A 20,720-nucleotide genomic window follows, 5' to 3' on the forward strand; every position below is an offset into this window, starting at 1 on the left:
GGATGTGTCGGTCCGAGATGGGTCCGTCGTCAGGCTGCGCAGGCTGCCCCGACGGGTCGCCGTGCTGTCGTTGCACACCTCGCCGCTGGAGCAACCTGGCACCGGCGACGCGGGTGGCATGAACGTCTACATCACGCAGACCGCCACGCGGCTGGCCAGACAGGGTGTCGCGGTCGAGGTGTTCACCCGCGCGACGTCCTCGGACCTGCCGCCCGTCGCCGAGCTGGCGCCCGGGGTGCTGGTGCGCCACGTCACCGCCGGTCCGTACGAGGTGCTCGCCCGCGAGGAGTTACCCGCGCAGCTGTGCCAGTTCACCGCGGGTGTGCTGCGGGCGGAGGCACGGCACGAGCCCGGCTACTACGACCTCGTCCACTCGCACTACTGGCTGTCCGGCCAGGTCGGCTTCCTCGCGCGGGACCGCTGGGGCGTGCCGCTCGTGCACTCGGCGCACACGCTCGCGAAGGTCAAGAACGCGGCGCTCGCGGAGGGTGACACCCCGGAGCCGAGGTTGCGGGAGATCGGCGAGCAGCAGGTCGTCGACGAGGCGGACCAGCTGATCGCGAACACCGACGTCGAGGCGGGTCAGCTCGTCGACCTGTACGGGGCCCCGGCGGACAAGGTGCACACGGTCGCGCCGGGCGTGGACCTCGACCTGTTCAGGCCGGGGTCCCAGCAGGAGGCCAGGCAGGTGCTCGGCATCCCGGCGGACGCGATCGTGCTGACCTTCGTCGGGCGGATCCAGCCGTTGAAGGCGCCCGACGTGCTGCTCCGCGCGGCCGCCGAGCTGCTGGCGCGGGGTGCCGTGCCACGGTCGCGGCTGGTCGTGCCCGTCGTCGGCGGCCCGTCCGGCACGGGGCTCGAGGCGCCGACCGCACTGCAGGAGCTGGCCGAGTCGCTGGGGATCGCCGACGTCGTGCGCTTCATGCCGCCGCGAAGGGGCGCGGCGCTGCGGGACGTGTTCGTGGCCGCCGACGTCGTCGCGGTGCCGAGCCACAACGAGTCGTTCGGGCTGGTCGCGCTGGAGGCACAGGCGTGTGGCACGCCGGTGGTCGCCGCCGCGGTCGGTGGGCTGCCCGTTGCCGTGGCGGACGGGCGGTCGGGCCTGCTGGTCGCCGGGCACCGGGCGGACACGTGGGCGTCCGCGCTGGTCGCGGCGCTGGAGTCACGCGCGAAGCTGGCCGCGGGCGCCGTCGAGCACGCCACCGGGTTCTCGTGGGACCGTACGACCGACGCGCTCGTCGCGGGCTATGCCGACGCGGCGTCCGCGTTCCGGCGTGCGTTGTTCGCTGCGGAGGTGGCGGTGTGAGCGGAGCTTGCGGAGCGAACCGTCGTTGTTCACGGCGCTGCCGAGCTTGCGGAGGGCGGCGGTGTAGCGGAGCCTGCGGAGCGTTCCGGCGCCGCGGAGCGGGTGAGGTGGGGTCGTGAGCGGAGTCTGCGGAGCGTTCCGGCGCCGCGGAGCGGGTGAGGTGGCGGTGTGAGCGTGTCCGAGGTCATCGAGGAGTTTCTCGGCGAGCGTGAGCTGAAGTTCACGACGCCGGGCACCGGCCGGTACTTCGTGACGCTGCCCGGGACGAAGAAGCTCCAGACCAACGTGTGGTTGCGGGAAAACCCGCACGCGCTGGTGGTCGAGGCGTTCGTGTGCAGGCGGCCGGACGAGGCGCACGAGGACGTGTACCGGTTCATGCTGCGGCGCAACGCGAAGCTCTACGGAGTGGCCTACACCGTCGACCAGCTGGGTGACATCTACCTCGTCGGCCGGGTGTCCCACGAAGCGGTGACACCCGACGAGCTGGACCGGCTGCTCGGCCAGGTGCTGGAGGCGGCCGACGGCGACTTCAACACGTTGCTGGAGCTGGGTTTCGCCACGTCGATCCGCCGGGAGTACGACTGGCGGCTGTCACGCGGGGAGTCGCTCGCGAACCTGAAGGCGTTCGAGCACATGCTGACGCCGTCGCGGGACGTTTGATTTTGTATGCACGGTGGGTTCGCGGAGCGGCTTGGGCGAGGGGGGAGTCGCGATCCCAAGCCGCCCCGCGTTTAGGTTCCCGCCGCGTCGGAGCCCTGAGCGGGGGGCACCCTGGGTATCCGGGCGGGGTACGGCTCGGCAGGGGAGACGAGCCGTACTGCTGCCCCGACGGATCAGGGAGTGCGTGGGAGCTGATCCGCAAGGGCTTCGTCAACCTGTCAGAAGTCGGGCGGTTACACAAGGCCACTGTTCGATACGCGAAGGGGTAATCGCGCTCCGTAGGTAACGATCTGATCACGACCCTTACGACCTTGATCCACCAAGGGTTGTTCGGAGCACTCAGCTTGCCCCGAACGGGTGGACCCGGCCGTGGGTCCTCACTCATTGTTTGCATTGGTCTGGCAGGCTGCGGGACATGTCTGGATCGATGTACGGCTCCTCGGTGGGAACGCTGGTTCTTCTCCGTCACGGTGAGAGCGTCTGGAATGCGGAGAACCTGTTCACCGGCTGGGTCGACGTGCCGCTGTCGGAGAAGGGCGAGAAGGAGGCCCGGCGGGGCGGCGAGCTGCTCCGCGAGGCGGGGCTGCTGCCCGACGTGGTCCATACCTCGGTGCTGCGGAGGGCCATCGCCACGGCCAACCTCGCCCTCGACGTCGCGGACCGCCACTGGATCCCCGTCCGGCGGGACTGGCGCCTGAACGAACGCCACTACGGCGCGTTGCAGGGCAAGAACAAGAAGCAGACCCTCGCGGAGTTCGGCGAGGACCAGTTCATGCAGTGGCGTCGCTCCTACGACACCCCGCCTCCGGAGATCGAGCTCGGCTCCGAGTTCTCCCAGGACGCGGACCCGCGCTACGCGGGCATCGACAGCCCGCGCACGGAGTGCCTGAAGGACGTGGTCGCGCGCATGCTCCCGTACTGGGAGTCCTCGGTGGTCCCGGACCTGCGCTCGGGCAGGACGGTCCTGCTGGCGGCCCACGGCAACTCGCTGCGCGCGTTGGTGAAGTACCTGGACAAGGTCTCCGAGGAGGCGATCGCCGGTCTCAACATCCCGACCGGCATCCCGCTGCGGTACGACCTCTCCGAGCAGCTGGAACCCCTGAACCCGGGCGGCACCTACCTGGACCCGGAGGAGGCGGAGAAGGCCGCCGCCGCGGTCGCCAACCAGGGCCGCTGACCCCGCACCGACAACTGCACTGAAGGCGTCCTTCGTTACGCCCAGCGTTACGAAGGCGTCCTTCAGTGCAGTCTGCGGGGTGGGGGTGGGGGGCTAGATCAGGCCCAGCTCGCGGGCTCGCACTCCTGCCTGGAAGCGCGACTCCGCACCGAGTGCCGCCATCACCTCGGCGACCCGCCGCCGGTAGGTCCGAACCCCGAGGCCGAGCGTCCGCGCGGCGGTCTCGTCCTTGCACCCGGTCGCCAGCAGCTCCATTACCCGGGGCGCCATCGCGCACAGCTCCGCGTTCTGCGCGTCGTAGACGTCCAGCTCGGTGGCCGACCGCCACGCCGCGTCGAACAGCGACTGCACGTTCTGCACCACCGCGGGCTCCGACACCACCCCGTAGCTGCGCAGACCGTCCCGCAGGTCACCCGCGAGGATCGCGAACCGCCCGTCGATGATGATCGTCTCGTTCAGGTCGGCCTGGGTGATGCGGATCGACGCCCCCAGCGCCGCCACCGCACGCAGGTGCTGCGCCGTCGACGGGTTCAGCAGCGCCCCCGGCTGGTGGAGCTTGCGCACCCGGCTGGGTGTGGACGGCGGCGTGGGCGCACGTCGGGTCCACGCCCACGTGCTCAGGTCGCGTGCCGCGCAGACGATCTCCGAAGCCGTCGCGAACAGGTGTCCCGTGCGGGCGAACAGCTCCTCCTCGCCGTGGACGACAGAAGTGCTCATACCCCCGAGTCTCCTCGCCAGGTGGTCCCCGCGTCGAAGTCGGCAAGAAGTTGCCAATTCGAGCAGGGTCAACGCCGCGCGGCCATGGTGGGAACCATGACAACGAACGCCAACGCCGCCGGGACCTGGCAGCTCGGGGACCGCACCGTCAACCGCCTCGGCTACGGGGCCATGCGCACCATGAGCAGGTCCGACGGCACGCCCAGCGACCGCGACCAGGTGATCGGGGTGCTCAGGAGGGCCGTCGAGCTTGGTGTCAACCACATCGACACCGCGGCCTTCTACTTCGCGGGTCCCCGCTCGGCCAACGAGCTGATCAACACCGCCCTGCGCCCCTACCCGGAGGACCTCGTGATCACCACCAAGGTCGGGCCGGGGCGCGACTCCAGTGGCGCCTTCCACCAGGTGACGACGAAGGACGGACTCCGAGGCCAGGTCGAGGAGAACCTCCGCCAGCTCGGCCTCGACCGCCTCGAGGTCGTCAACCTCCGCATCGGCCAGGGGCTGGACCGGGGCACGGACTCGCTCAGGGACCGGTTCGAGGCCCTCGCCGAGCTCCAGCAGGAGGGTCTCATTCGGCATCTCGGTATCTCCAACATCGGCGCGGACCACCTGAAGGAGGCCATGGCCGTCGCACCGGTCGTGTGCGTCCAAAACCAGTACGGACTGACCACGCGCCGCGAGGACGACGCGCTCATCGAGCTGTGCGCGGAGCACGGTGTCGCGTTCGTCCCGTTCTTCGCCATCGGGGCGAGCGTGCCCGGCGCGTCGCCCTTCGCACCCGCCGACGAGACCGGCACGGACGTGGTCGCCGAGGTCGCGAGGGCACACGACGCCACCCCGGCCCAGGTCCGGCTCGCGTGGACCCTCCACAGGGGCCCGAACGTCCTCGCCATCCCCGGCACCGGCGATCCGGCGCATCTGGAGGAGAACGTCGCGGCCGCCGGGTTGCGACTGACCGACGAGGACCTGTCCCGGTTGGACACGATCGGGTGAACTGCGGCTGACGCCAGGAAGAACAACAGCTCTGTTGGGTGTCGGAACAATCACCTATGCCCGTGGCGCACTGGTCCACACCACCCCTGACCTGCTTACGATTCGTTCGTGACCGACTTGGTCTGGACTTTCCTGACAGCCGGTGCACTGGTCGTCGGCCTTCTGGCCGGTGCGGGGATCGCCAGGGCACGACACCGGGCGGCGGCGGCGCCTCCCGCCGGACCGACCATCTCGGTCCTGTTGCAACGCCTGGTCCAGTCGTCGCACAACGCGGTCGTCATCCTCAACGAGTTCGGCGACGTCGTGCAGCACAACCCGCGCGCCGAAGAACTGGGGGTCGTCCGCAACCGCCGCGTGGACAACCACACCAAGAAGGCCGCCGAGCTGGTCAAGGAGACCGGTGAGACGGTCGAGATCGAGCTGCGGCCCCAGGAACGCAGCTTCGGGCGGGGCCCGGAGGCGGTGCGTGGCGAGATCCGGCCGCTCGGCGACGGCTTCCTCGCCGTCGACGCCTCGGACGAGTCCGAGGCGGTCCGCCTCGAGGCCACCCGCCGCGACTTCGTGGCCAACGTCAGCCACGAGCTGAAGACCCCCGTCGGTGCCATGGCGCTGCTCGCCGAGGCGGTGCTGGACGCGGCGGACGACCCGGAGGCCGTCCGCCGCTTCACCACCAAGATCCTCCACGAGGGCACCCGCCTCGGCACCCTGGTCACCGAGCTCATCGCGTTGTCCCGCCTGCAGGGCGCGGAACGCCTCCCCGAGCTGAACGCGGTCGACATCGACGCCGTGGTGCGCGACGCGCTGGGCCGGGCCAAGCTCTCGGCCGAGAACACCGGCATCGACATCGCCACCGACACGGACTCCTGCCTGCTCGTCGAGGGCGACCGCACGCTGCTGGTCACCGCGCTCGCGAACCTCCTGGAGAACGCCGTGGCCTACTCCAGCCCGGGCAGCCCGGTCTCGATCAGCCGCCGCCAGGTCGGCGACTTCGTCGAGCTGTCCGTGACCGACCGGGGCATGGGCATTCCCGAGGAGGAGCAGCAGCGCGTCTTCGAGCGGTTCTACCGGCTCGACAAGGCCCGCTCCCGCGCCACCGGCGGCACCGGCCTCGGCCTCGCCATCGTCAAGCACGTCGCCGCCAACCACGGTGGCGAGGTCAAGCTGTGGAGCCGGCCGGGCACCGGGTCCACGTTCACGCTGCGCATACCCGCGCATCCCAACTCCAACAACGGAGGAAAGCAGTGACCAGGGTGCTGATCGTCGAGGACGAGGAGTCGTTCGCCGACCCGCTGGCCTTCCTGCTGCGCAAAGAGGGCTTCACGGCCGCGGTCGCGAGCACCGGCCAGCAGGCGCTGGAGGAGTTCGACCGCAACGGCGCGGACATCGTGCTGCTGGACCTGATGCTGCCGGGGATGAGCGGCACCGACGTGTGCAAGGCGCTGCGGCAGCGCTCGACGGTGCCCGTGATCATGGTCACGGCACGCGACAGCGAGATCGACAAGGTCGTCGGGCTGGAGATCGGCGCCGACGACTATGTGACCAAGCCGTACTCGGCCCGTGAGCTCATCGCCCGGGTACGCGCCGTGCTGCGCCGAGGCGGCGAGTCCGGCGACGGCGAACTGCTGCCGCAGGTGCTCGCCGCGGGCCCGGTCCGGATGGACGTGGAGCGGCACGTCGTGACCGTCGACGGCACCGAGATCCCGCTGCCGCTGAAGGAGTTCGACCTGCTGGAGTACCTGCTGCGCAACGTCGGGCGGGTGCTCACACGCGGCCAGCTGATCGACCGGGTGTGGGGCGCGGACTACGTCGGCGACACGAAGACCCTCGACGTCCACGTCAAGCGGCTGCGTTCCAAGATCGAGCCGGACCCCGCCTCGCCGAGGCACCTCGTCACCGTGCGTGGCCTGGGGTACAAGTTCGAATCGTGACGGAAACCCTTCCCAAGTCGCGACCTACAGGTAACCTTTCGCCCCGTGCGCCTAGGGGTCTTGGACGTGGGGTCCAACACCGTCCACCTTCTTGTCGTGGACGCGCATCGTGGCGCGCACCCGATGCCCGCCAGCTCGCAGCGGACGGTCCTGCGTCTGGCCGAACGGCTCACTGACGGCGGCGACCTGTCCGACGAGGGCGTCGACGACCTGGTCCGCACGGTCGCCGACGCCAAGCGTTCCTCCGCGAAGCTGGGCTGCGCGGACCTGATGGCCTTCGCGACCTCGGCGGTGCGCGAATGCGGGAACGTCGCCGACGTGCTGGCCAGGGTCGGCGACGAGACCGGCGTCGAGCTGCGGGTCCTCACCGGCAAGGACGAGGCGAAGCTGACGTTCCTGGCCGCACGCCGGTGGCTCGGCTGGTCGGCCGGGCGCCTGCTGGTCGTGGACATCGGCGGCGGTTCGCTGGAACTTGCCATCGGCATGGACGAGGCGCCCGAGTACGCCAAGTCCGTGCCGCTCGGTGCCGGTCGGACCACCCGGGAGCGCTTCACCACCGACCCGCCGACGCGGGCGGACGTCGCGTCGACCGTCGAGTGGCTCGCCGACCAGCTCGCGCCGGTGGCGAGGAAGATGGCGAAACAGGGCAGGCCGGACCGCGCGGTGGCGACGTCGAAGACGTTCCGCACGCTCGCGCGGCTGACCGGCGCGGCGCCGTCCTCGGCGGGCCTGCGGGTCCGCCGGGTGCTCACGGAGTCGGGGTTGCGGCAGCTCAGCGCGTTCATCACGCGGATGAGCGCCGCCGACCTCGCCGAGCTCGACGGGGTGAGTGCGAGCCGCGCGCACCAGCTCGTCGCGGGCGCGTTGGTGGCGCAGGCCACGATGCGTGCCCTGTCACTTCAGGAGTTGGAGATCTGTCCGTGGGCGCTGCGTGAGGGAGTCATCCTGCGACGGCTCGACCAGGCTGATGGGGAGGAGCCGTGATGCGCGGCGAGTACGTCACCGGAGGCCATTCATAATGTGGTCTGCACGTTGCGAGGATGAGGGCCTGGAGGATGCCGTCGCTGGACGAACTGGCCGGCACCGGGCACGGTGGAGTCGATGAGTCACGAAGGCGGACCCGAGCAGCCGCAGCGCACTGTCGCTGAGCTGCTCGCCAAGTACGGCGCGGAGTCGGGCAACCAACCCCGTCGCCGTCGTCGTCGTGCGGACGACATGAACGACACCGGCGCGCAGCAGATCATCGAGCGCGTCCTCTCGGAGTCGGGCGAGATGCAGGCCATCCGCGACGACATGCCGCCGCCGGAGCGCACCTCGCACCGCAGGGGCGCCCCGCCGCCCGACTACCAGCGCCAGCCGGAGCCGCGACGCCGTCAGCCCCTGCCGCCGCAGCCGGGTCAGCAGTCCTCGCAGCACATCCCGAGACCCCTGCCGCCACAACCGTCCCAGCAGCCCCGCCCCAACCCCGGGCCGGGACCGGGTCAGCAGTCGTCGAGCCGCATGCCCCAGCCCGGCCGCGCACCCGCCGAGCCGACCGCGCGCGGCTACTTGCCGCAGCCGTCGCAGCAGCTGCCCCGCCCCCAGCAGTCCCAGCGGGTGCCGCTGCCGCCCCCGGCGGGTGGCACGCGGGACCGCTCCGGCATCCGGCCGAGGCTCGACTCGGACGCCCCGCCGCCGCCGTCGATGCCGCCCATGTCCTCGGGCGCGTCGGCGGAGACCACCGAGGAGCTGCCGAGGGTGCCGGGCCGCGTCCCGGTCGACGGTTCGATGACCGGTCGCAGGCCTGCTCCCGGTGGGGACAGCCGCACGCAGATCTCGCCGGTCTACCCGCCGCAGCACGACCCGTACGCGGACATGCCGCCGGACGAGGACGACTACCGCGCCCCGTACCCGGCCGCGGACCCCGACGACCGGTACGACACCGGCGAGCGCTACCCCGCCGACCGGTACGACTCGGCCGAGCGCCGCTACGAGACCGGCGAGTACGACGACCTGGTCGTCGAGGACGACCGCCGCCGCCTCGACGACGACGACCTCGACGAGCTGGAGGACCTCGAGGACGACGACCTCGACGACGAGCCGCGTGAGCGCTCGGCGGTCGGCGAGTGGGTGGTGATGATCGGCCAGCTCGCACTCGGCGTCATCGGCGGCGCCGCGGTGTGGCTGGGGTTCAACTGGCTCTGGGGCTTCCTGCCCGCTGCCGCACTGGTGGTGGCGCTGGTCGTGACCACGGGTCTCGTGCTGATCGTCAGGAAGATCCGCCGGGCGGAGGACCTGCAGACCACGGTCCTCGCGGTGCTGGTCGGCCTCGTGGTGACGGTGTCACCCGCTGCGTTGCTGCTGCTGAACCGCTGACGTGGCCGTCCGCGTCGGCCTCTCGACGGCCTCGGTGTGGCCGCGTTCGGCGTCCTCGGCCTTCGAGTCGGCGGCGACGCTCGGCTACGACGGCGTCGAGGTGATGGTGTGGGCCGACCCGCTCAGCCAGGACCCGGCGGGGCTCAGGCGTCGGTCGACACAGTTCGGCGTGCCCGTGATGGCCGTGCACGCGCCCTGCCTGCTGATCACGCAGCGGGTGTGGTCGCCGCTGCCGGAGGAGCGCCTGCGCCGCTCGGTGGCGGCCGCGGAGGAGCTGGGCGCGCCGACGGTCGTGATCCACCCGCCGTTCCGCTGGCAACGCCGCTACGCGGAGGGCTTCGCCGACCTGGTGGCGGAGCTGGAGGACCGGTCGGGCATCGCCATCGCGGTGGAGAACATGTTCCCGGTGCGGCGGTTCGGGCGCGAGGTGTCGGCGTTCGCCCCCTCCATCGACCCGACGGACGTGGGTTACCGCAACTACACGCTGGACCTGTCCCACACGGCCACGGCGGGGACGGACGCCGTGGCGCTGCGCCGCCGCATGGGCGGCGCGCTCCGCCACGTCCACCTGGCAGACGGCACGGGTCTGCCCACCGACGAGCACCTGGTCCCTGGGCGGGGCAACCAGCCGTGCGCGGAGGTCTGCGAGTCGGTCGCCGACTTCGACGGACAGGTGATCGTCGAGATCAACACCCGCAGGGCCCACACCCCTGCCGACCGGACCAAGGACCTGGCGGAGTCACTGCTGTTCGCCCGCCTGCACCTGGGCCAGTAGCGGTTTGTCCACAGCCGCCCGGGTTGTCCACAGCCAAGATCGACTTTCCCCTCCCCGTCACCCCCTGCCGATAGACTGGCGTGGCGGGGTGCCCCCGGGAATGGGTGGGGGCTGCCTGCGCAACCATCTGGGCAGGCAAGGAATTCTTCGACGGCGCCTCGTGGCGGCACTGTCGCCCGGATGCTTCGCGACCTGGCCGACAACGCGTCCCGGCCCGGCCGGTGATCCACCGGGGTGATCCGAGTCGCTCGCGACCCACGGTCGGGTGACGGGCCGTAGAGTCCGGTTCGTGCACCCCCTACGCAGCCTGATCCTGGCCGCGGCCGGCAACGACGTGATCCGTCGTCAGGTCGCGACCGCGCCGGTGAGCCGCGACGTCGTCCGGCGGTTCGTGGCCGGTGAGACCACCGCCGACGCGATCGACGTCACCCGTGAGCTCGTCGCCAGAGGACTGAACGTCACCCTGGACTACCTCGGCGAGGACACCACCGACAAGGCGCTCGCCGAGCAGACCGTCCAGGCCTACCTCGACCTCCTCGACGGCCTCCAGGCGGACGGCCTGGCCAAGCACGCCGAGGTCAGCGTCAAGCTCTCCGCGGTCGGGCAGGCACTCGACGACCGGCTCGCCGTCGAGAACGCCGCCCGCATCTGCGCCAGGGCCGAGCAGGCGGGCACCACGGTCACCCTCGACATGGAGGACCACACCACCACCGACTCCACCCTCCGCGTGCTCGCCGAGCTGCGGGCGACGTGGCCGTGGGTCGGCGCGGTCCTGCAGTCCTACCTGCACCGCACCGAGCTGGACTCGGCTCGCCTCGCGGGCACGGGCTCGCGCGTGCGGCTGTGCAAGGGCGCCTACGCCGAACCCCCCGAGGTCGCCTACCCCGACCCCCACCAGGTCGACCTGAGCTACGTCCGCTGCGCGAACGTCCTGTTGCGCGGTGACGGCTTCCCCATGTTCGCGACGCACGACCCGCGCCTCGTCGAGATCATCGGCACCCGCGCGGACTCGCTCGGCCGCAAGCCGGGCAGCTTCGAGTTCCAGATGCTGTACGGGATCAGACCCGACGAGCAGACCCGGCTGGCAGACAGCGGCCACACGGTCCGCGTGTACGTCCCTTACGGCGTGCAGTGGTACGGCTACCTCATGCGCAGGCTGGCGGAGCGTCCGGCGAACACCGCGTTCTTCTTGCGCGCCTTGGTATCCCGTAAGTGATCAAGAATCTGGTACCACGGTCTGATCAAGGGCCCCCGGACGTGGCAGGGTAATAATCATGAGCAGTCTTGCGGGCCACGGCGACGCGCGCGCCGGGCAGGGTTCGGCCGGGCCGTTCACGACCGCCTCACGGGTCCGTCCCCTGGGAGACGGCACGTTCGCCGCCACCCTCCCCGCCCCGTGGACCATCGGCGGCAAACCACACGGCGGGTTCCTCCTGGCGATGCTGGCGCGGGTCGGCGTGGCGGCGGCAGGCGCCGGTTCGCCCGGCGCCGACCCGTTGACGGTCACCGCCCACTTCCTGCGTGCCCCCGAGCTGGGGCCGGTGCTGCTGCGCACCGAGATCCGCAAGAACGGCCGCCAGACGACGGTCGTGAGCGTGCAGCTCGAGCAGCGCGGCCAGTCGTGCGTCGAGGGCGTGGTGACCACCGGGCGCCTGCCCCGCGAGCGGGCGGCGTGGTCGGACCTGCCGAACCTGCCCGCCGAGCCACCCGGCAACGCACTGGACATGGCATCGCTGCCCCTGGCGTCGGTGTTCCGCCTCATCGAGGGCTGCGACGTGCGCCTCGACCCGAACGGCGCGGGGTTCCTGCACGGCCAGACGAGCGACCCGCCGCGCCTGCGGTTATGGGCCAGGCCGCGCAACGAGCAGGTGGACCCCTACTTCGCTCTGCTGGTCGGCGACATCTCGCCGCCGGTGACGTTCAACCTCGGCCGCTTCGGCTGGTCCCCGACCGTCCAGCTCACCGCACTGCTCCGCTCCCGCCCCGCCCCCGGCTGGCTACGCATCCAGGTCGACTGCAAGGCCGTCCACGGCCCGTGGTTCGACGCCGACGCCACGGTCGTCGACGCGACCGGCCGCCTCGTCTGCCAGGCCCGCCAGCTGGCGCTGTCCGCGAAGCCCTAGTCGTTCCTGGCGCGACCGAGGCCGTCGTCGCCCCGGCCCGGTCGGGGAAGGGTGTCCACGACCGCCTTGGCGCTCCTGAGGTCCATTCCGGTCTCGTCCCGTACCGCCTTGACCGCGTGCACGATGCGGCCCTCTGCGACGAGCTGACGTGCCCGCACGAGGGTCTCCTCGCTGACCAGGGCGACCAGTTCGTCCAACGGCGGCGGTGGCGGGCGGCGGCGCGAACGTGAGAGCACGAACGCCAGGACCGTCAGCGCGATGCCGACGACGAGCCCGAGTGGGAAGGCGGAACCGGAGGACATGCCCGGGAACGCTAGCGTGGCACGCTGTCCCGCATGACAGATTCCATCGCGGTGCTCGGGGCAGGCAAGATCGGTGAGGCGCTCCTGTCCGGGCTGCTCACCGGCGGTCGCCGGGTCGAAGAGCTGATGTTCACCGAACGGCATCCGGAGCGCGCCGCCGAGCTGACCGCCCGCTACGGCGTGGCCGCCGTGGACGTCGCCACCGCGGCGAAGGAGGCGGCCGTCCTGATCGTCGCCGTCAAGCCCCAGGACATCGAACCGCTCCTCGACGAGCTGGCCCCGCACGCGACCGCCGACACGCTGGTCGTCTCGCTGTGCGCGGGGCTGCCGACGAGCCTCTACGAGCGCAGCCTCGACGACGGTGTGCCGGTCGTGCGGGTCATGCCGAACACGCCGATGGTCGTCGGCGAGGCCATGTCGGCCATCTCGCCCGGCAGGCACGCCACCAACGACCACCTGGCGGTCGTCGAGGAGCTGCTGTCGGTCGTCGGCATGGTCGTTCGGGTGCCCGAGTCGCAGCAGGACGCCGTCACGGCGCTGTCCGGCTCCGGGCCCGCGTACTTCTTCTACCTGGTCGAGGCCATGATCGACGCCGGGATCCTGCTCGGCCTGCCGCGTGCGGTGTCCGAGAAGCTGATCATCCAGTCGGCCGTGGGCGCCGCCACGATGCTCGCGAAGACCGGGGAGCACCCGGTGATACTCCGCGAGGCCGTCACGTCCCCGGCGGGCACGACGATCATGGCCATCCGTGAGCTGGAGAAACACGGGGTGCGCGCCGCGCTGCTGGACGCCATCGAGGCCGCCCGCGACCGGTCGCAGGAGCTGGGGAAGGCCCACGACCCGTCCTGATCTTGCGCAGGAAATTCGGCGCGGGCATCGCATCAGTCACACCAGTCCCGCTAGTCTCGGGAGAAGCACGTGCGTGTCGATACCGTCGGTGGGGAAGCCGGCGGCGCGACACGTGTCGAAGGACGCGGTGAGCATGCCGGCGAACAGGAAAGAACCGGAGCCACCTGGTCTCGCACAGGTGCAGTTCCTGACCGTGGCCGAGGTGGCCACCATGATGCGAGTTTCGAAGATGACCGTGTACCGGCTGGTGCACAACGGCGAGCTGCCCGCGGTGCGGGTCGGCAAGTCGTTCCGGGTGCCCGAGCAGGCGGTCCACGACTACCTGCGCAGCGCCTATTTCGACGCCGGCTAGGTAGCCGGTGCCGAGCGCCCCGTGACCCCCAGGTAATCTTGATGCCCGTTGCCTGGTGTCATGGGGCGCGTCCGTCGCCGGATGTTGGTCGAGTGGTCGTTGCCGTTCCAGGTTGACCCGACCACAAGACTGAAGCAGAGGTTCCGTATGGGCTCGGTCATCAAGAAGCGACGCAAGCGCATGTCCAAGAAGAAGCACCGCAAGCTCCTTCGCAAGACCCGCGTGCAGCGTCGCAAACTGAAGAAGTAACGCCTGTGGGTGGGTGTCCGCCAAACGAGTGACATCCACCAACATGGTGTGTGACCTGCGTTAACTCCTCGTTGCCGATGACGAATCGATCACGATTCGGATGTAGAGTCGCGAGCGGTCCCGACGCGTGCTAAGCGCGTTTCGCCCAATCGTGATGATTCATCGGAGTCGCATGGCGCCCAGGGTTGTCCTCGTCACCGGAGTCGCCGACCAGCTCGGCGGCCGGCTGGCCGCACGGTTGGCGGCCGACCCGGTCATCGAGCGGGTGTTGGGCGTCGACACCGCGCCACCCGTGGCGACCGGTTCGACGCGGGTCGAGTTCGTGAGCGCGGACATCCGTGGCCCGCGCATCGCGAAGCTGATCGACTCCGCCGGGGTCGACACGGTGGTGCACGCCGCGCCCCGACCCAGTGTCGGGTCGAGGCGGGCCGCCATCAAGGAGCTCAACGTCATCGGCACGATGCGCCTCCTGTCCGCCTGCCAGCGGGCACGCAGCGTGCGCAAGCTGGTCCTGAAGTCCACCGCGGAGGTGTACGGCGCGAGCGCGAGCTCACCTGCCGTGTTCACCGAGCAGGACGCGCCCGAGACGGTCGAGGTCGAGGGCTACGTCCGCGGCTTCGCCCGGCGCCGCCCCGACGTCACGCTGACCGTGCTGCGGTTGGCCGACGTCATCGGCCCCGGCGTGGACAACGCCCTGACCAGGTACTTCTCCCTGCCCGTCGTGCCGACCGTGCTCGGTTTCGACGCACGCGTGCAGCTGCTCCACCTCGCTGACGCGCTCGCGGTGCTCGACCGCGCGATCACCCACGACCTGCCCGGCGTGTTCAACGCGGGCGGCGACGGGGTGCTGATGCTCTCCCAGGCGATCCGCCGTGCGGGTCGCGTGCCGCTGCCGATGCCCCGGGCCGCCATCGGCGCCGCCGCCCGGCTGGCCGGTGGCCGGGTGGACCTCTCACCCGGCCAGGCGCGGCTGCTCGACTACGGCCGCGTCATCGACACGACCCGGCTGAAGACCACGTTCGGGTTCACGCCGAAGTGGACCACCGCCGCCGCGTTCGACGACTACGTCCGCGGCCGCTAGAGCTTTCGGGCTCCCCAGGGAGTAGAAGAGTGCCTGTTCAGGAAGCCGACGTCATCCCGCTGCGCCCTCGGGCGCCCGAGCCCACCGTCAGACCGCCGCGCCCGCTCGCGTCCGTGACCGAGCTGCGGCCCCGACCCGAGTCCGTGGCCGACAGGCTCGCGGGCTTCGTCCGCAACCGCCTGCGCGGCGACTACCCGGTCGACGAGTTCGGCTTCGACCCCCAGCTCACCGACGCGGTGGTCATGCCACCGCTGCGAATGATCTACGAGCGCTGGTTCCGCGTCGAGGTCACCGGCGCCGCGAACCTGCCCGTCGACGGCGGGGCGTTGATCGTGGCCAACCATTCCGGCACGTTGCCATGGGACGCGGTGATGACCGCCATCGCCGTGCACGACAACCATCCGCGTGGCAAGCACCTGCGCATGCTGGGTGCCGACCTGGTGTTCAAGGTGCCGGGGCTGTCCGCGCTGGCCCGCCGCACCGGCCAGACCCTGGCGTGCGGTGCCGACGCGCAGCGCCTGTTGCGCTCGGGTGAGCTGGTCGGCGTGTGGCCGGAGGGCTTCAAGGGCATCGGCAAGCCGTTCAGCGAGCGCTACCGGCTGCAGCGGTTCGGCAGGGGCGGGTTCGCCCGCACGGCCATGAAGGCGGGCGTGCCGATCGTCCCGTGCTCGATCGTCGGCGCTGAGGAGATCTACCCGAAGGTGGCCGACCTGAAGCCGCTCGCGAAGCTGCTCGGTCTGCCGTACCTGCCGGTCACGCCGTTCTTCCCGCTACTGGGCCCCCTGGGCGCGATCCCGCTGCCGACCAAGTGGCGCATCGACTTCGGCGAGCCCATCCACACCGGCCTGGTCGACCAGGCCGAGGCCGACGACCACGGCGTCGGCCTGGAGCTGGCGGAGTACGTCCGGGACACCATCCAGAAGACGCTGGACAGCATGGTGGCCGAACGGCGGTCGGTCTTCCGGGGCTAGTAGGGCCAGTCCTTGTCCTTCTCGCGGAGCTGGCGGCGCATCTCGGACTCGATCCCGTTGCGCCGCCCCATCACGAACCCCACGCCAAGGCAGATGACCGCGACCAGCAGCACGACGATCCCGGTCATGAAACCCTCTTCCGGTAGGCGAGGCCTGCCACGACGGCGCCCGCGACGGCCCCCGCGCCGAGCACCGAGGGCACCCCGATCTTCGCCGCCTTCCGCCCGGTGCGGAAGTCGCGGATCTCCCAGCCACGCCTGCGGGCGGTCTCCCGCAGCGTGCCGTCCGGGTTGATCGCGACGGCCGTGCCGACCACGGACAGCATGGGCACGTCGTTGGCCGAGTCGGAGTAGGCGGTGCAGCGCCGCAGGTCGAGGCCCTCCCTGGCGGCCAGCGCGCGCACGGCGTGCGCCTTGGCCGGCCCGTGCAGCATCTCGCCGACGAGCCGTCCGGTGTACACGCCTTTCTCGCTCTCCAGGACCGTGCCGAGGGCGCCGGTGAGGCCCAGCCTGCGCGCGATGATGGCCGCGAGGTCGACGGGCGTCGCGGTGACCAGCCAGACACGCTGGCCCGCGTCGAGGTGCATCTGCGCGAGCGAGCGCGTGCCGGGCCAGATCCGGTCGGCCATCAGCTCGTCGTAGATCTCCTCGCCGAGCGTGGTGAGCTCGGCGACGGAGTGCCCGGCGACGAAGGACAGCCCGGACTCGCGGGCGGTGCGGATGCCGTCCTGGCTCTCGCGACCGCCGACCCGGAACATGACCTGCTGGAGCGCGAACTTCGCCAGGTCGGAGGTCGTGAAGAACTTCCGCGAGGCCATGCCCCTCGCGAAGTGGAAGATCGACGCGCCCATCATCATCGTGTTGTCGACGTCGAAGAACGCCGCGGCGGTGAGGTCGACCGGTGCGATGGGCTGCTCGGCCCGCTCGAGGGTGTACGCGGCTTCGGCCGACGCCTCACCGGCGATCGCCGCGACCAGCTCGGGCTCCTTCGCACGGCCACGCCACAGGGACACGGCATCGCCTCCGCGGTCGGGTTGTTTCAGCGGTCACGTCGTCCCACAGCGTAGCGAGCAGCCCTGACGACGTTGCGGGTCACTCAGCCGATCCGCAGCGGCGGCAGGCCCGGGAGCAGCGGCGGCAGTTCGATCAGCGGCGGCGTGGACGGCGGCGTCGAGGTGTCCGGGGTCGTCGGCCGTTCCGTCGGACCTGGCACGGAGACCGTCGCGCCGGGCACCGGCACCAGCGGCACGTCCGGGGTCGGCTGGGCAGGCGGCAGCGGCGCGCTGGGTGTCTCCGCGGCACCGGACGTCGGCGGCACGGAGTTGTCGGGGGTCACCGGCACACTGGGCAGGCCCGTCGCGGCCGCGGGGTCCTCCCGGCACGCGCTGGTCGCGGGCAGCGGGCCGATGTCGTCGGACGAACCGGAGGTGACCTGGACGCATTCCATACGGGGCCGCAGGGCCTGCGCTCGCGCCGTGATGCGGTCGAGCAGGGCGCGCGTGGCGGTCGAGCGGTTGCGCACGTCCTCCGGCAGGTGGGTGGCCACACCCCGCAGCCGTGCCGCCTGCTGCGTCGACCAGTCGCGCAGCGAGTCGAGCAGGCGGCCGTCGGTGCTGGTGGCGAGGACGATCAGCTGGCGCGTGCCGGTGATGGCGTCGTTGTCGAAGTCGGTCAGCGCGGTGAGGTAGCCGCCGACCGGCGCGTCGGCGGGGTCGGGGTAGCGGCGTGCGAGCGTCTCGATCTCGGTGATCCGCGCGGCGGCGAACTCGAGGTGCTTGAGTGCCTTGGGTTCCTCGCCGAAGGTCAGGCCGAGCGAGGCGGCCTCGGCCGTGCGCTTGACGCCGTAGAGGGCGTCGCCGGGCAGCGCGTCCCTGGAGAGGAGCACGCTCATGCCCGTCAGCGATCCGACGAGCGCGAGCAGGGCCACCGACGCCACGGCGAGCCGCCCCCGGGCGCCGGCGAGTGCGCCCTTCCGTCTGCCCCTTCGTTCACCCGGACGTGTGGCTCCCGCCTGCTCCCGGTTCGCAGGCCGTGACGGCCTGGTTCGCGGTGCGGGTTCGGTTCTGACGGCTGGCTCTGCCTCCGCCTCGGTCTCTCCGGGCGGGCCTGCGGCGGGTTCGGTGAGAGCCACCGCGTCTGGTTCGTCGGCTTCCCCGTCCAGGGCGAGCAGGATGCGGTCGCGCATCCGCCGGCGCTCCCCGGGAGTGGGACCCGTCAGCGGCGCCAGCGACCGGAGGGCATGCACGACCGTCCGGTCGTACGTGCCTCTGTTCTCGCCGTCCACAACAGGGAAAACGAGTCCGCCGCCGCCGAAGTTACGGCCTCAGCGAACCTCCGGCGGCAGCAACTGGGCCAGTCGGCGCACGGCCCTGTGCTGCAACGCCTTCACCGCCCCCTCGTTGCGTGCCATGACGACCGCCGTCTCCGCGACCGACAGCCCTTGCAGGAACCGGAGCACGATGCATTCCCGCTGGTCAGCCCCCAGCTGACGCACACACTCCAGCAACACGGCACGGGTCGCGCCCGCCAGTACCTGTTGCTCGGGGCCGGACTCGACGCGGCCGGACTCGTCGACCTCGGCCGTCGTCACCTCCAGCCGGAACCTGCTGGACTTGACGTGGTCCAGCACGAGGTTGCGTGCGATGGTGACGAACCAGGCGCCGACGTCCCTGCCCTGGTAGGTCACCGAGGAGATCCGGCGCAGCGCGCGCAGGAAGGTCTCGCTGGTGACGTCCTCGGCCAGCTCCCGGTCGTTGACCCGGAAGAGGACATAGCGGAAGACGACGTCGACGTACTTGTCGTAGAGCAGTGCGAACGCGCCCCGGTCGCCATCCTGGGCAGCGCGCACCAGCTCCCACGATCCACCGGGCTCGAAGGCCTCCACGGCAGACTCCTGTCGCGGGATCCGGGCAACCGTGACCGAGGCCCGCTGAGCTGGGCTTACGGTCTGCATGCACGACTCCCTCGGCTGGCCCTCCGGTGGTGAGCGCGGCACGACCGGCGACCTTGGCAGCATACGTGTAGTTACTGGGTAGTAGGTAGGGACCTTCTCCTGAGAGACTCACGAGCCGGACAACCATGACGTAAGTGAGTCGTGCCACACTGCCGGAAAGTTGCGTCTAGCGAAGGGGTTTTCATGGTCGACGCCCTGACCGGCAACGTTGCCGAACTGGTGGCGGAAGCGGCCGAGCGGGCACCGCGCCGTGCCGCCCTCGTCGATGCCGCCTCCGGCCGGACGATGGACTGGGCCCGGACCAACGCCGCGGTCGACGCCTACGTCGGGACGCTCGACGCGGCAGGGCTTCGGCCCGGTGACCGGGTCGTGGTCCCCCTCCCCAACGGTCCGGAGTTCTGCGTCGCCCTGTTCGGCATCCTGCGCGCGGGCGGCGTGGCGGTCCCGGCCGCCGCGACGTCCCCCGAGCTGCCGAACCTGGTCGAGGACAGTGGCGCCACCCTGGTGGTCGGCGACACCGTCCCGGTCCCCGACCCGGACGCGTCGGCCGAGCCGGTCGAGGCGCGGAACAGCGGCGAGGACACGGCCGTGTTGTGTTACACGTCCGGTACCGCGGGTGTGCCCCGAGGCGTGATGCTGTCCCACCGAGCCCTGCTCTCCAACGTCCGCCAGTGCGCCCAGCTGAGGCCCGCCCCGGTAACCGCGTCCGACCGCGTCCTGCTGGTGGTCCCGCTGTTCCACCTCTACGGCCTCGGACCGGGCCTCCTGCAGGTCACATCGGCGGCGGCCACGGCAGTGCTACTGGACAGCTTCGGCACGGACCGGACCCTGAAGGTCTGCGCGGACAACGAGGTGACCGCGCTGGTCGGTGTCCCGGCGATGTACCAGGCCCTGACGGCCGCCGATCCCGAGCACCTGGCGCGGGGGCTGGCCTCGGTCCGGCTGATGACCTCGGGTGCCGCCCCGCTGTCGCCCTCGGTCCTGTCAGCCATGAAGGACGCGACGGGCCTGCACGTCTTCGAGGGCTACGGCCTGACGGAGACGGGCCCCGTGCTGACGTCGACCCTCGTCGGCGGGGTGGCCAAGCCCGGCTCGGTCGGCCGGCCCCTGCCCGGCGTCGAGCTGCGCCTGGTGGACACCGACGGCGACCCGGCGGGTACCGCGGCCGACCCGGACGAGGAGGGCTGGTTCGACGAGGACGAGCCGGAGACGGGCCGCATCGCGGCGAAGGGCCCCAACCTGTTCAGCGGCTACTGGCCCGATGGCACGGGCGGCCCTGACGAGGAGGGCTGGTTCCGCACGGGCGACGTCGGCTACCTGGACTCCGACGGCGACCTCCGCCTCGTGGACCGGGCGGGCGACCTGATCATCGTCAACGGGTTCAACGTCTACCCGAACGAGGTCGAGAGGGTCCTCGCCGAGCTGCCGGAGGTGGCCGAGGCGGCCGCGGTCGGCGTCCCGGACGACCGGACGGGCGAGCAGGTGATGGCCGTGCTGGTCCTCGCCCCGGGTGCGACCCTGACCGAGGACGAGGTCCGCGACCACTGCGCCTCGCGGCTGGCCCGCTTCAAGGTGCCGAGCACCGTCCAGTTCGCGGACGAGCTGCCCCACTCGCCGACCGGCAAGGTCCGCAGGTCGACCCTGCGCGGTAGCGTCACCTGAGTGGTAACAGTGGTGACGAGGCAGGGCTGCCACCTGTGCGAGGTGGCGGAGGCCGACGTGCGACGGATCTGTGACGACATGGGCGTCTCGTGGACCCTCGAGGACGTGGACGCGGACCCGTCGCTGCGTGCCGAGTACGGCGACAGGGTCCCGGTGATCCTGGTCGACGGCGAGGAACACGGGTACTGGCGAGTGGAGGAGCCGCGGCTACGCGCCGCACTCGCCGGGTACTGAGCGTAACCGGGAGCCCACCGGTCGGGCGGAT

General features: G+C 71.1%; 24 protein-coding genes. 18 read left to right on the plus strand and 6 right to left on the minus strand.

Going from position 1 to position 20,720, the window contains the following annotated elements; genetic code table 11:
* The first annotated feature begins 4 nt into the window (after positions 1 to 4).
* From mshA to CLV71_RS26040, 3 genes are all read left to right on the plus strand, one after another.
* Positions 5 to 1,306 (plus strand): D-inositol-3-phosphate glycosyltransferase, encoded by a 1,302-nt coding sequence (gene mshA / locus CLV71_RS26030; protein WP_166664256.1) that lies wholly within the window; start codon positions 5 to 7, stop codon positions 1,304 to 1,306.
* Between the two features lie 168 nt (positions 1,307 to 1,474).
* Positions 1,475 to 1,966: a type III secretion system chaperone family protein gene (locus tag CLV71_RS26035; RefSeq protein WP_133905468.1), complete on the plus strand. Its 492-nt coding sequence runs from the start codon at positions 1,475 to 1,477 to the stop codon at positions 1,964 to 1,966.
* A gap of 415 nt (positions 1,967 to 2,381) precedes the next feature.
* Positions 2,382 to 3,143 carry a phosphoglyceromutase gene (locus CLV71_RS26040; protein WP_243866712.1) on the plus strand — a complete coding sequence of 254 codons (762 nt, stop codon included), beginning with the start codon at positions 2,382 to 2,384 and terminating at the stop codon, positions 3,141 to 3,143.
* 93 nt (positions 3,144 to 3,236) lie between these two features.
* Here the strand turns inward: CLV71_RS26040 and CLV71_RS26045 are convergent, their stop codons facing one another.
* Positions 3,237 to 3,860 (minus strand): helix-turn-helix domain-containing protein, encoded by a 624-nt coding sequence (locus CLV71_RS26045; protein ID WP_133905469.1) that lies wholly within the window; start codon positions 3,858 to 3,860, stop codon positions 3,237 to 3,239.
* Between the two features lie 96 nt (positions 3,861 to 3,956).
* On the opposite strand from CLV71_RS26045, the gene CLV71_RS26050 reads away from it, so the two are divergent.
* From CLV71_RS26050 to CLV71_RS26085, 8 genes are all read left to right on the plus strand, one after another.
* Positions 3,957 to 4,856 (plus strand): oxidoreductase, encoded by a 900-nt coding sequence (locus tag CLV71_RS26050; protein ID WP_133905470.1) that lies wholly within the window; start codon positions 3,957 to 3,959, stop codon positions 4,854 to 4,856.
* 117 nt (positions 4,857 to 4,973) lie between these two features.
* A complete protein-coding gene (locus CLV71_RS26055; RefSeq protein WP_243866730.1) occupies positions 4,974 to 6,101 on the plus strand; it encodes a sensor histidine kinase in 1,128 nt (375 codons plus the stop codon).
* Positions 6,098 to 6,784, plus strand: coding sequence for a response regulator transcription factor (locus CLV71_RS26060; RefSeq protein WP_133905472.1), 687 nt, complete (start codon positions 6,098 to 6,100; stop codon positions 6,782 to 6,784). The genes CLV71_RS26055 and CLV71_RS26060 overlap by 4 nt, the downstream gene beginning before the upstream one ends.
* A 45-nt stretch (positions 6,785 to 6,829) precedes the next feature.
* Complete coding sequence (locus tag CLV71_RS26065; protein ID WP_133905473.1) at positions 6,830 to 7,768, plus strand: Ppx/GppA family phosphatase; 939 nt, start codon at positions 6,830 to 6,832, stop codon at positions 7,766 to 7,768.
* Between the two features lie 117 nt (positions 7,769 to 7,885).
* Positions 7,886 to 9,139, plus strand: coding sequence for a hypothetical protein (locus tag CLV71_RS26070; protein ID WP_133905474.1), 1,254 nt, complete (start codon positions 7,886 to 7,888; stop codon positions 9,137 to 9,139).
* 1 nt (position 9,140) lies between these two features.
* A complete protein-coding gene (locus CLV71_RS26075) occupies positions 9,141 to 9,914 on the plus strand; it encodes a sugar phosphate isomerase/epimerase family protein (RefSeq protein ID WP_133905475.1) in 774 nt (257 codons plus the stop codon).
* Positions 9,915 to 10,203: 289 nt separating this feature from the next.
* Positions 10,204 to 11,130, plus strand: a complete 927-nt coding sequence (locus tag CLV71_RS26080; protein ID WP_133905476.1) for a proline dehydrogenase family protein — start codon at positions 10,204 to 10,206, stop codon at positions 11,128 to 11,130.
* 58 nt (positions 11,131 to 11,188) lie between these two features.
* Positions 11,189 to 12,037, plus strand: coding sequence for a thioesterase family protein (locus tag CLV71_RS26085; protein ID WP_133905477.1), 849 nt, complete (start codon positions 11,189 to 11,191; stop codon positions 12,035 to 12,037).
* Here the strand turns inward: CLV71_RS26085 and CLV71_RS26090 are convergent.
* A complete protein-coding gene (locus tag CLV71_RS26090; RefSeq protein ID WP_133905478.1) occupies positions 12,034 to 12,339 on the minus strand; it encodes a hypothetical protein in 306 nt (101 codons plus the stop codon). The two genes, CLV71_RS26085 and CLV71_RS26090, sit on opposite strands and share 4 nt — an antisense overlap.
* Positions 12,340 to 12,372: 33 nt before the next feature.
* Here CLV71_RS26090 and proC point away from each other — a divergent pair, with 33 nt between their 5' ends.
* From proC to CLV71_RS26115, 5 genes are all read left to right on the plus strand, one after another.
* Positions 12,373 to 13,188: a pyrroline-5-carboxylate reductase gene (proC, locus tag CLV71_RS26095; RefSeq protein WP_133905479.1), complete on the plus strand. Its 816-nt coding sequence runs from the start codon at positions 12,373 to 12,375 to the stop codon at positions 13,186 to 13,188.
* A 133-nt stretch (positions 13,189 to 13,321) separates the two neighbouring features.
* Positions 13,322 to 13,540, plus strand: coding sequence for a helix-turn-helix domain-containing protein (locus tag CLV71_RS26100; RefSeq protein ID WP_133905697.1), 219 nt, complete (start codon positions 13,322 to 13,324; stop codon positions 13,538 to 13,540).
* Positions 13,541 to 13,687: 147 nt separating this feature from the next.
* Positions 13,688 to 13,789, plus strand: a complete 102-nt coding sequence (locus CLV71_RS26105; RefSeq protein ID WP_018684825.1) for a 30S ribosomal protein bS22 — start codon at positions 13,688 to 13,690, stop codon at positions 13,787 to 13,789.
* A 172-nt stretch (positions 13,790 to 13,961) separates the two neighbouring features.
* Positions 13,962 to 14,870 (plus strand): NAD-dependent epimerase/dehydratase family protein, encoded by a 909-nt coding sequence (locus tag CLV71_RS26110; RefSeq protein WP_133905480.1) that lies wholly within the window; start codon positions 13,962 to 13,964, stop codon positions 14,868 to 14,870.
* 29 nt (positions 14,871 to 14,899) lie between these two features.
* Entirely contained in the window at positions 14,900 to 15,841 is a 942-nt protein-coding gene (locus CLV71_RS26115) for a lysophospholipid acyltransferase family protein (protein WP_341771670.1), read from the plus strand.
* Here the strand turns inward: CLV71_RS26115 and CLV71_RS50175 are convergent.
* The 4 genes from CLV71_RS50175 to CLV71_RS26130 form a co-directional block, all read right to left on the minus strand.
* Positions 15,838 to 15,969: a hypothetical protein gene (locus CLV71_RS50175; RefSeq protein WP_279588755.1), complete on the minus strand. Its 132-nt coding sequence runs from the start codon at positions 15,967 to 15,969 to the stop codon at positions 15,838 to 15,840. The two genes, CLV71_RS26115 and CLV71_RS50175, sit on opposite strands and share 4 nt — an antisense overlap.
* Positions 15,966 to 16,853: an HAD family hydrolase gene (locus tag CLV71_RS26120; RefSeq protein ID WP_133905482.1), complete on the minus strand. Its 888-nt coding sequence runs from the start codon at positions 16,851 to 16,853 to the stop codon at positions 15,966 to 15,968. The genes CLV71_RS50175 and CLV71_RS26120 overlap by 4 nt, the downstream gene beginning before the upstream one ends.
* 83 nt (positions 16,854 to 16,936) lie before the next feature.
* Entirely contained in the window at positions 16,937 to 18,025 is a 1,089-nt protein-coding gene (locus CLV71_RS26125) for a DUF5667 domain-containing protein (RefSeq protein ID WP_133905483.1), read from the minus strand.
* Between the two features lie 138 nt (positions 18,026 to 18,163).
* Positions 18,164 to 18,793: a sigma-70 family RNA polymerase sigma factor gene (locus tag CLV71_RS26130; protein WP_133905484.1), complete on the minus strand. Its 630-nt coding sequence runs from the start codon at positions 18,791 to 18,793 to the stop codon at positions 18,164 to 18,166.
* 183 nt (positions 18,794 to 18,976) lie between these two features.
* Here CLV71_RS26130 and CLV71_RS26135 point away from each other — a divergent pair, with 183 nt between their 5' ends.
* Both CLV71_RS26135 and CLV71_RS26140 read left to right on the plus strand, forming a co-directional pair.
* Positions 18,977 to 20,455 (plus strand): AMP-binding protein, encoded by a 1,479-nt coding sequence (locus CLV71_RS26135; protein ID WP_133905485.1) that lies wholly within the window; start codon positions 18,977 to 18,979, stop codon positions 20,453 to 20,455.
* Positions 20,456 to 20,689 (plus strand): glutaredoxin family protein, encoded by a 234-nt coding sequence (locus CLV71_RS26140; protein WP_133905486.1) that lies wholly within the window; start codon positions 20,456 to 20,458, stop codon positions 20,687 to 20,689.
* The last annotated feature ends 31 nt before the right edge of the window (positions 20,690 to 20,720 follow it).

It is taken from the genome of Actinophytocola oryzae (genome assembly GCF_004364325.1).
GTDB lineage: Bacteria > Actinomycetota > Actinomycetes > Mycobacteriales > Pseudonocardiaceae > Actinophytocola > Actinophytocola oryzae.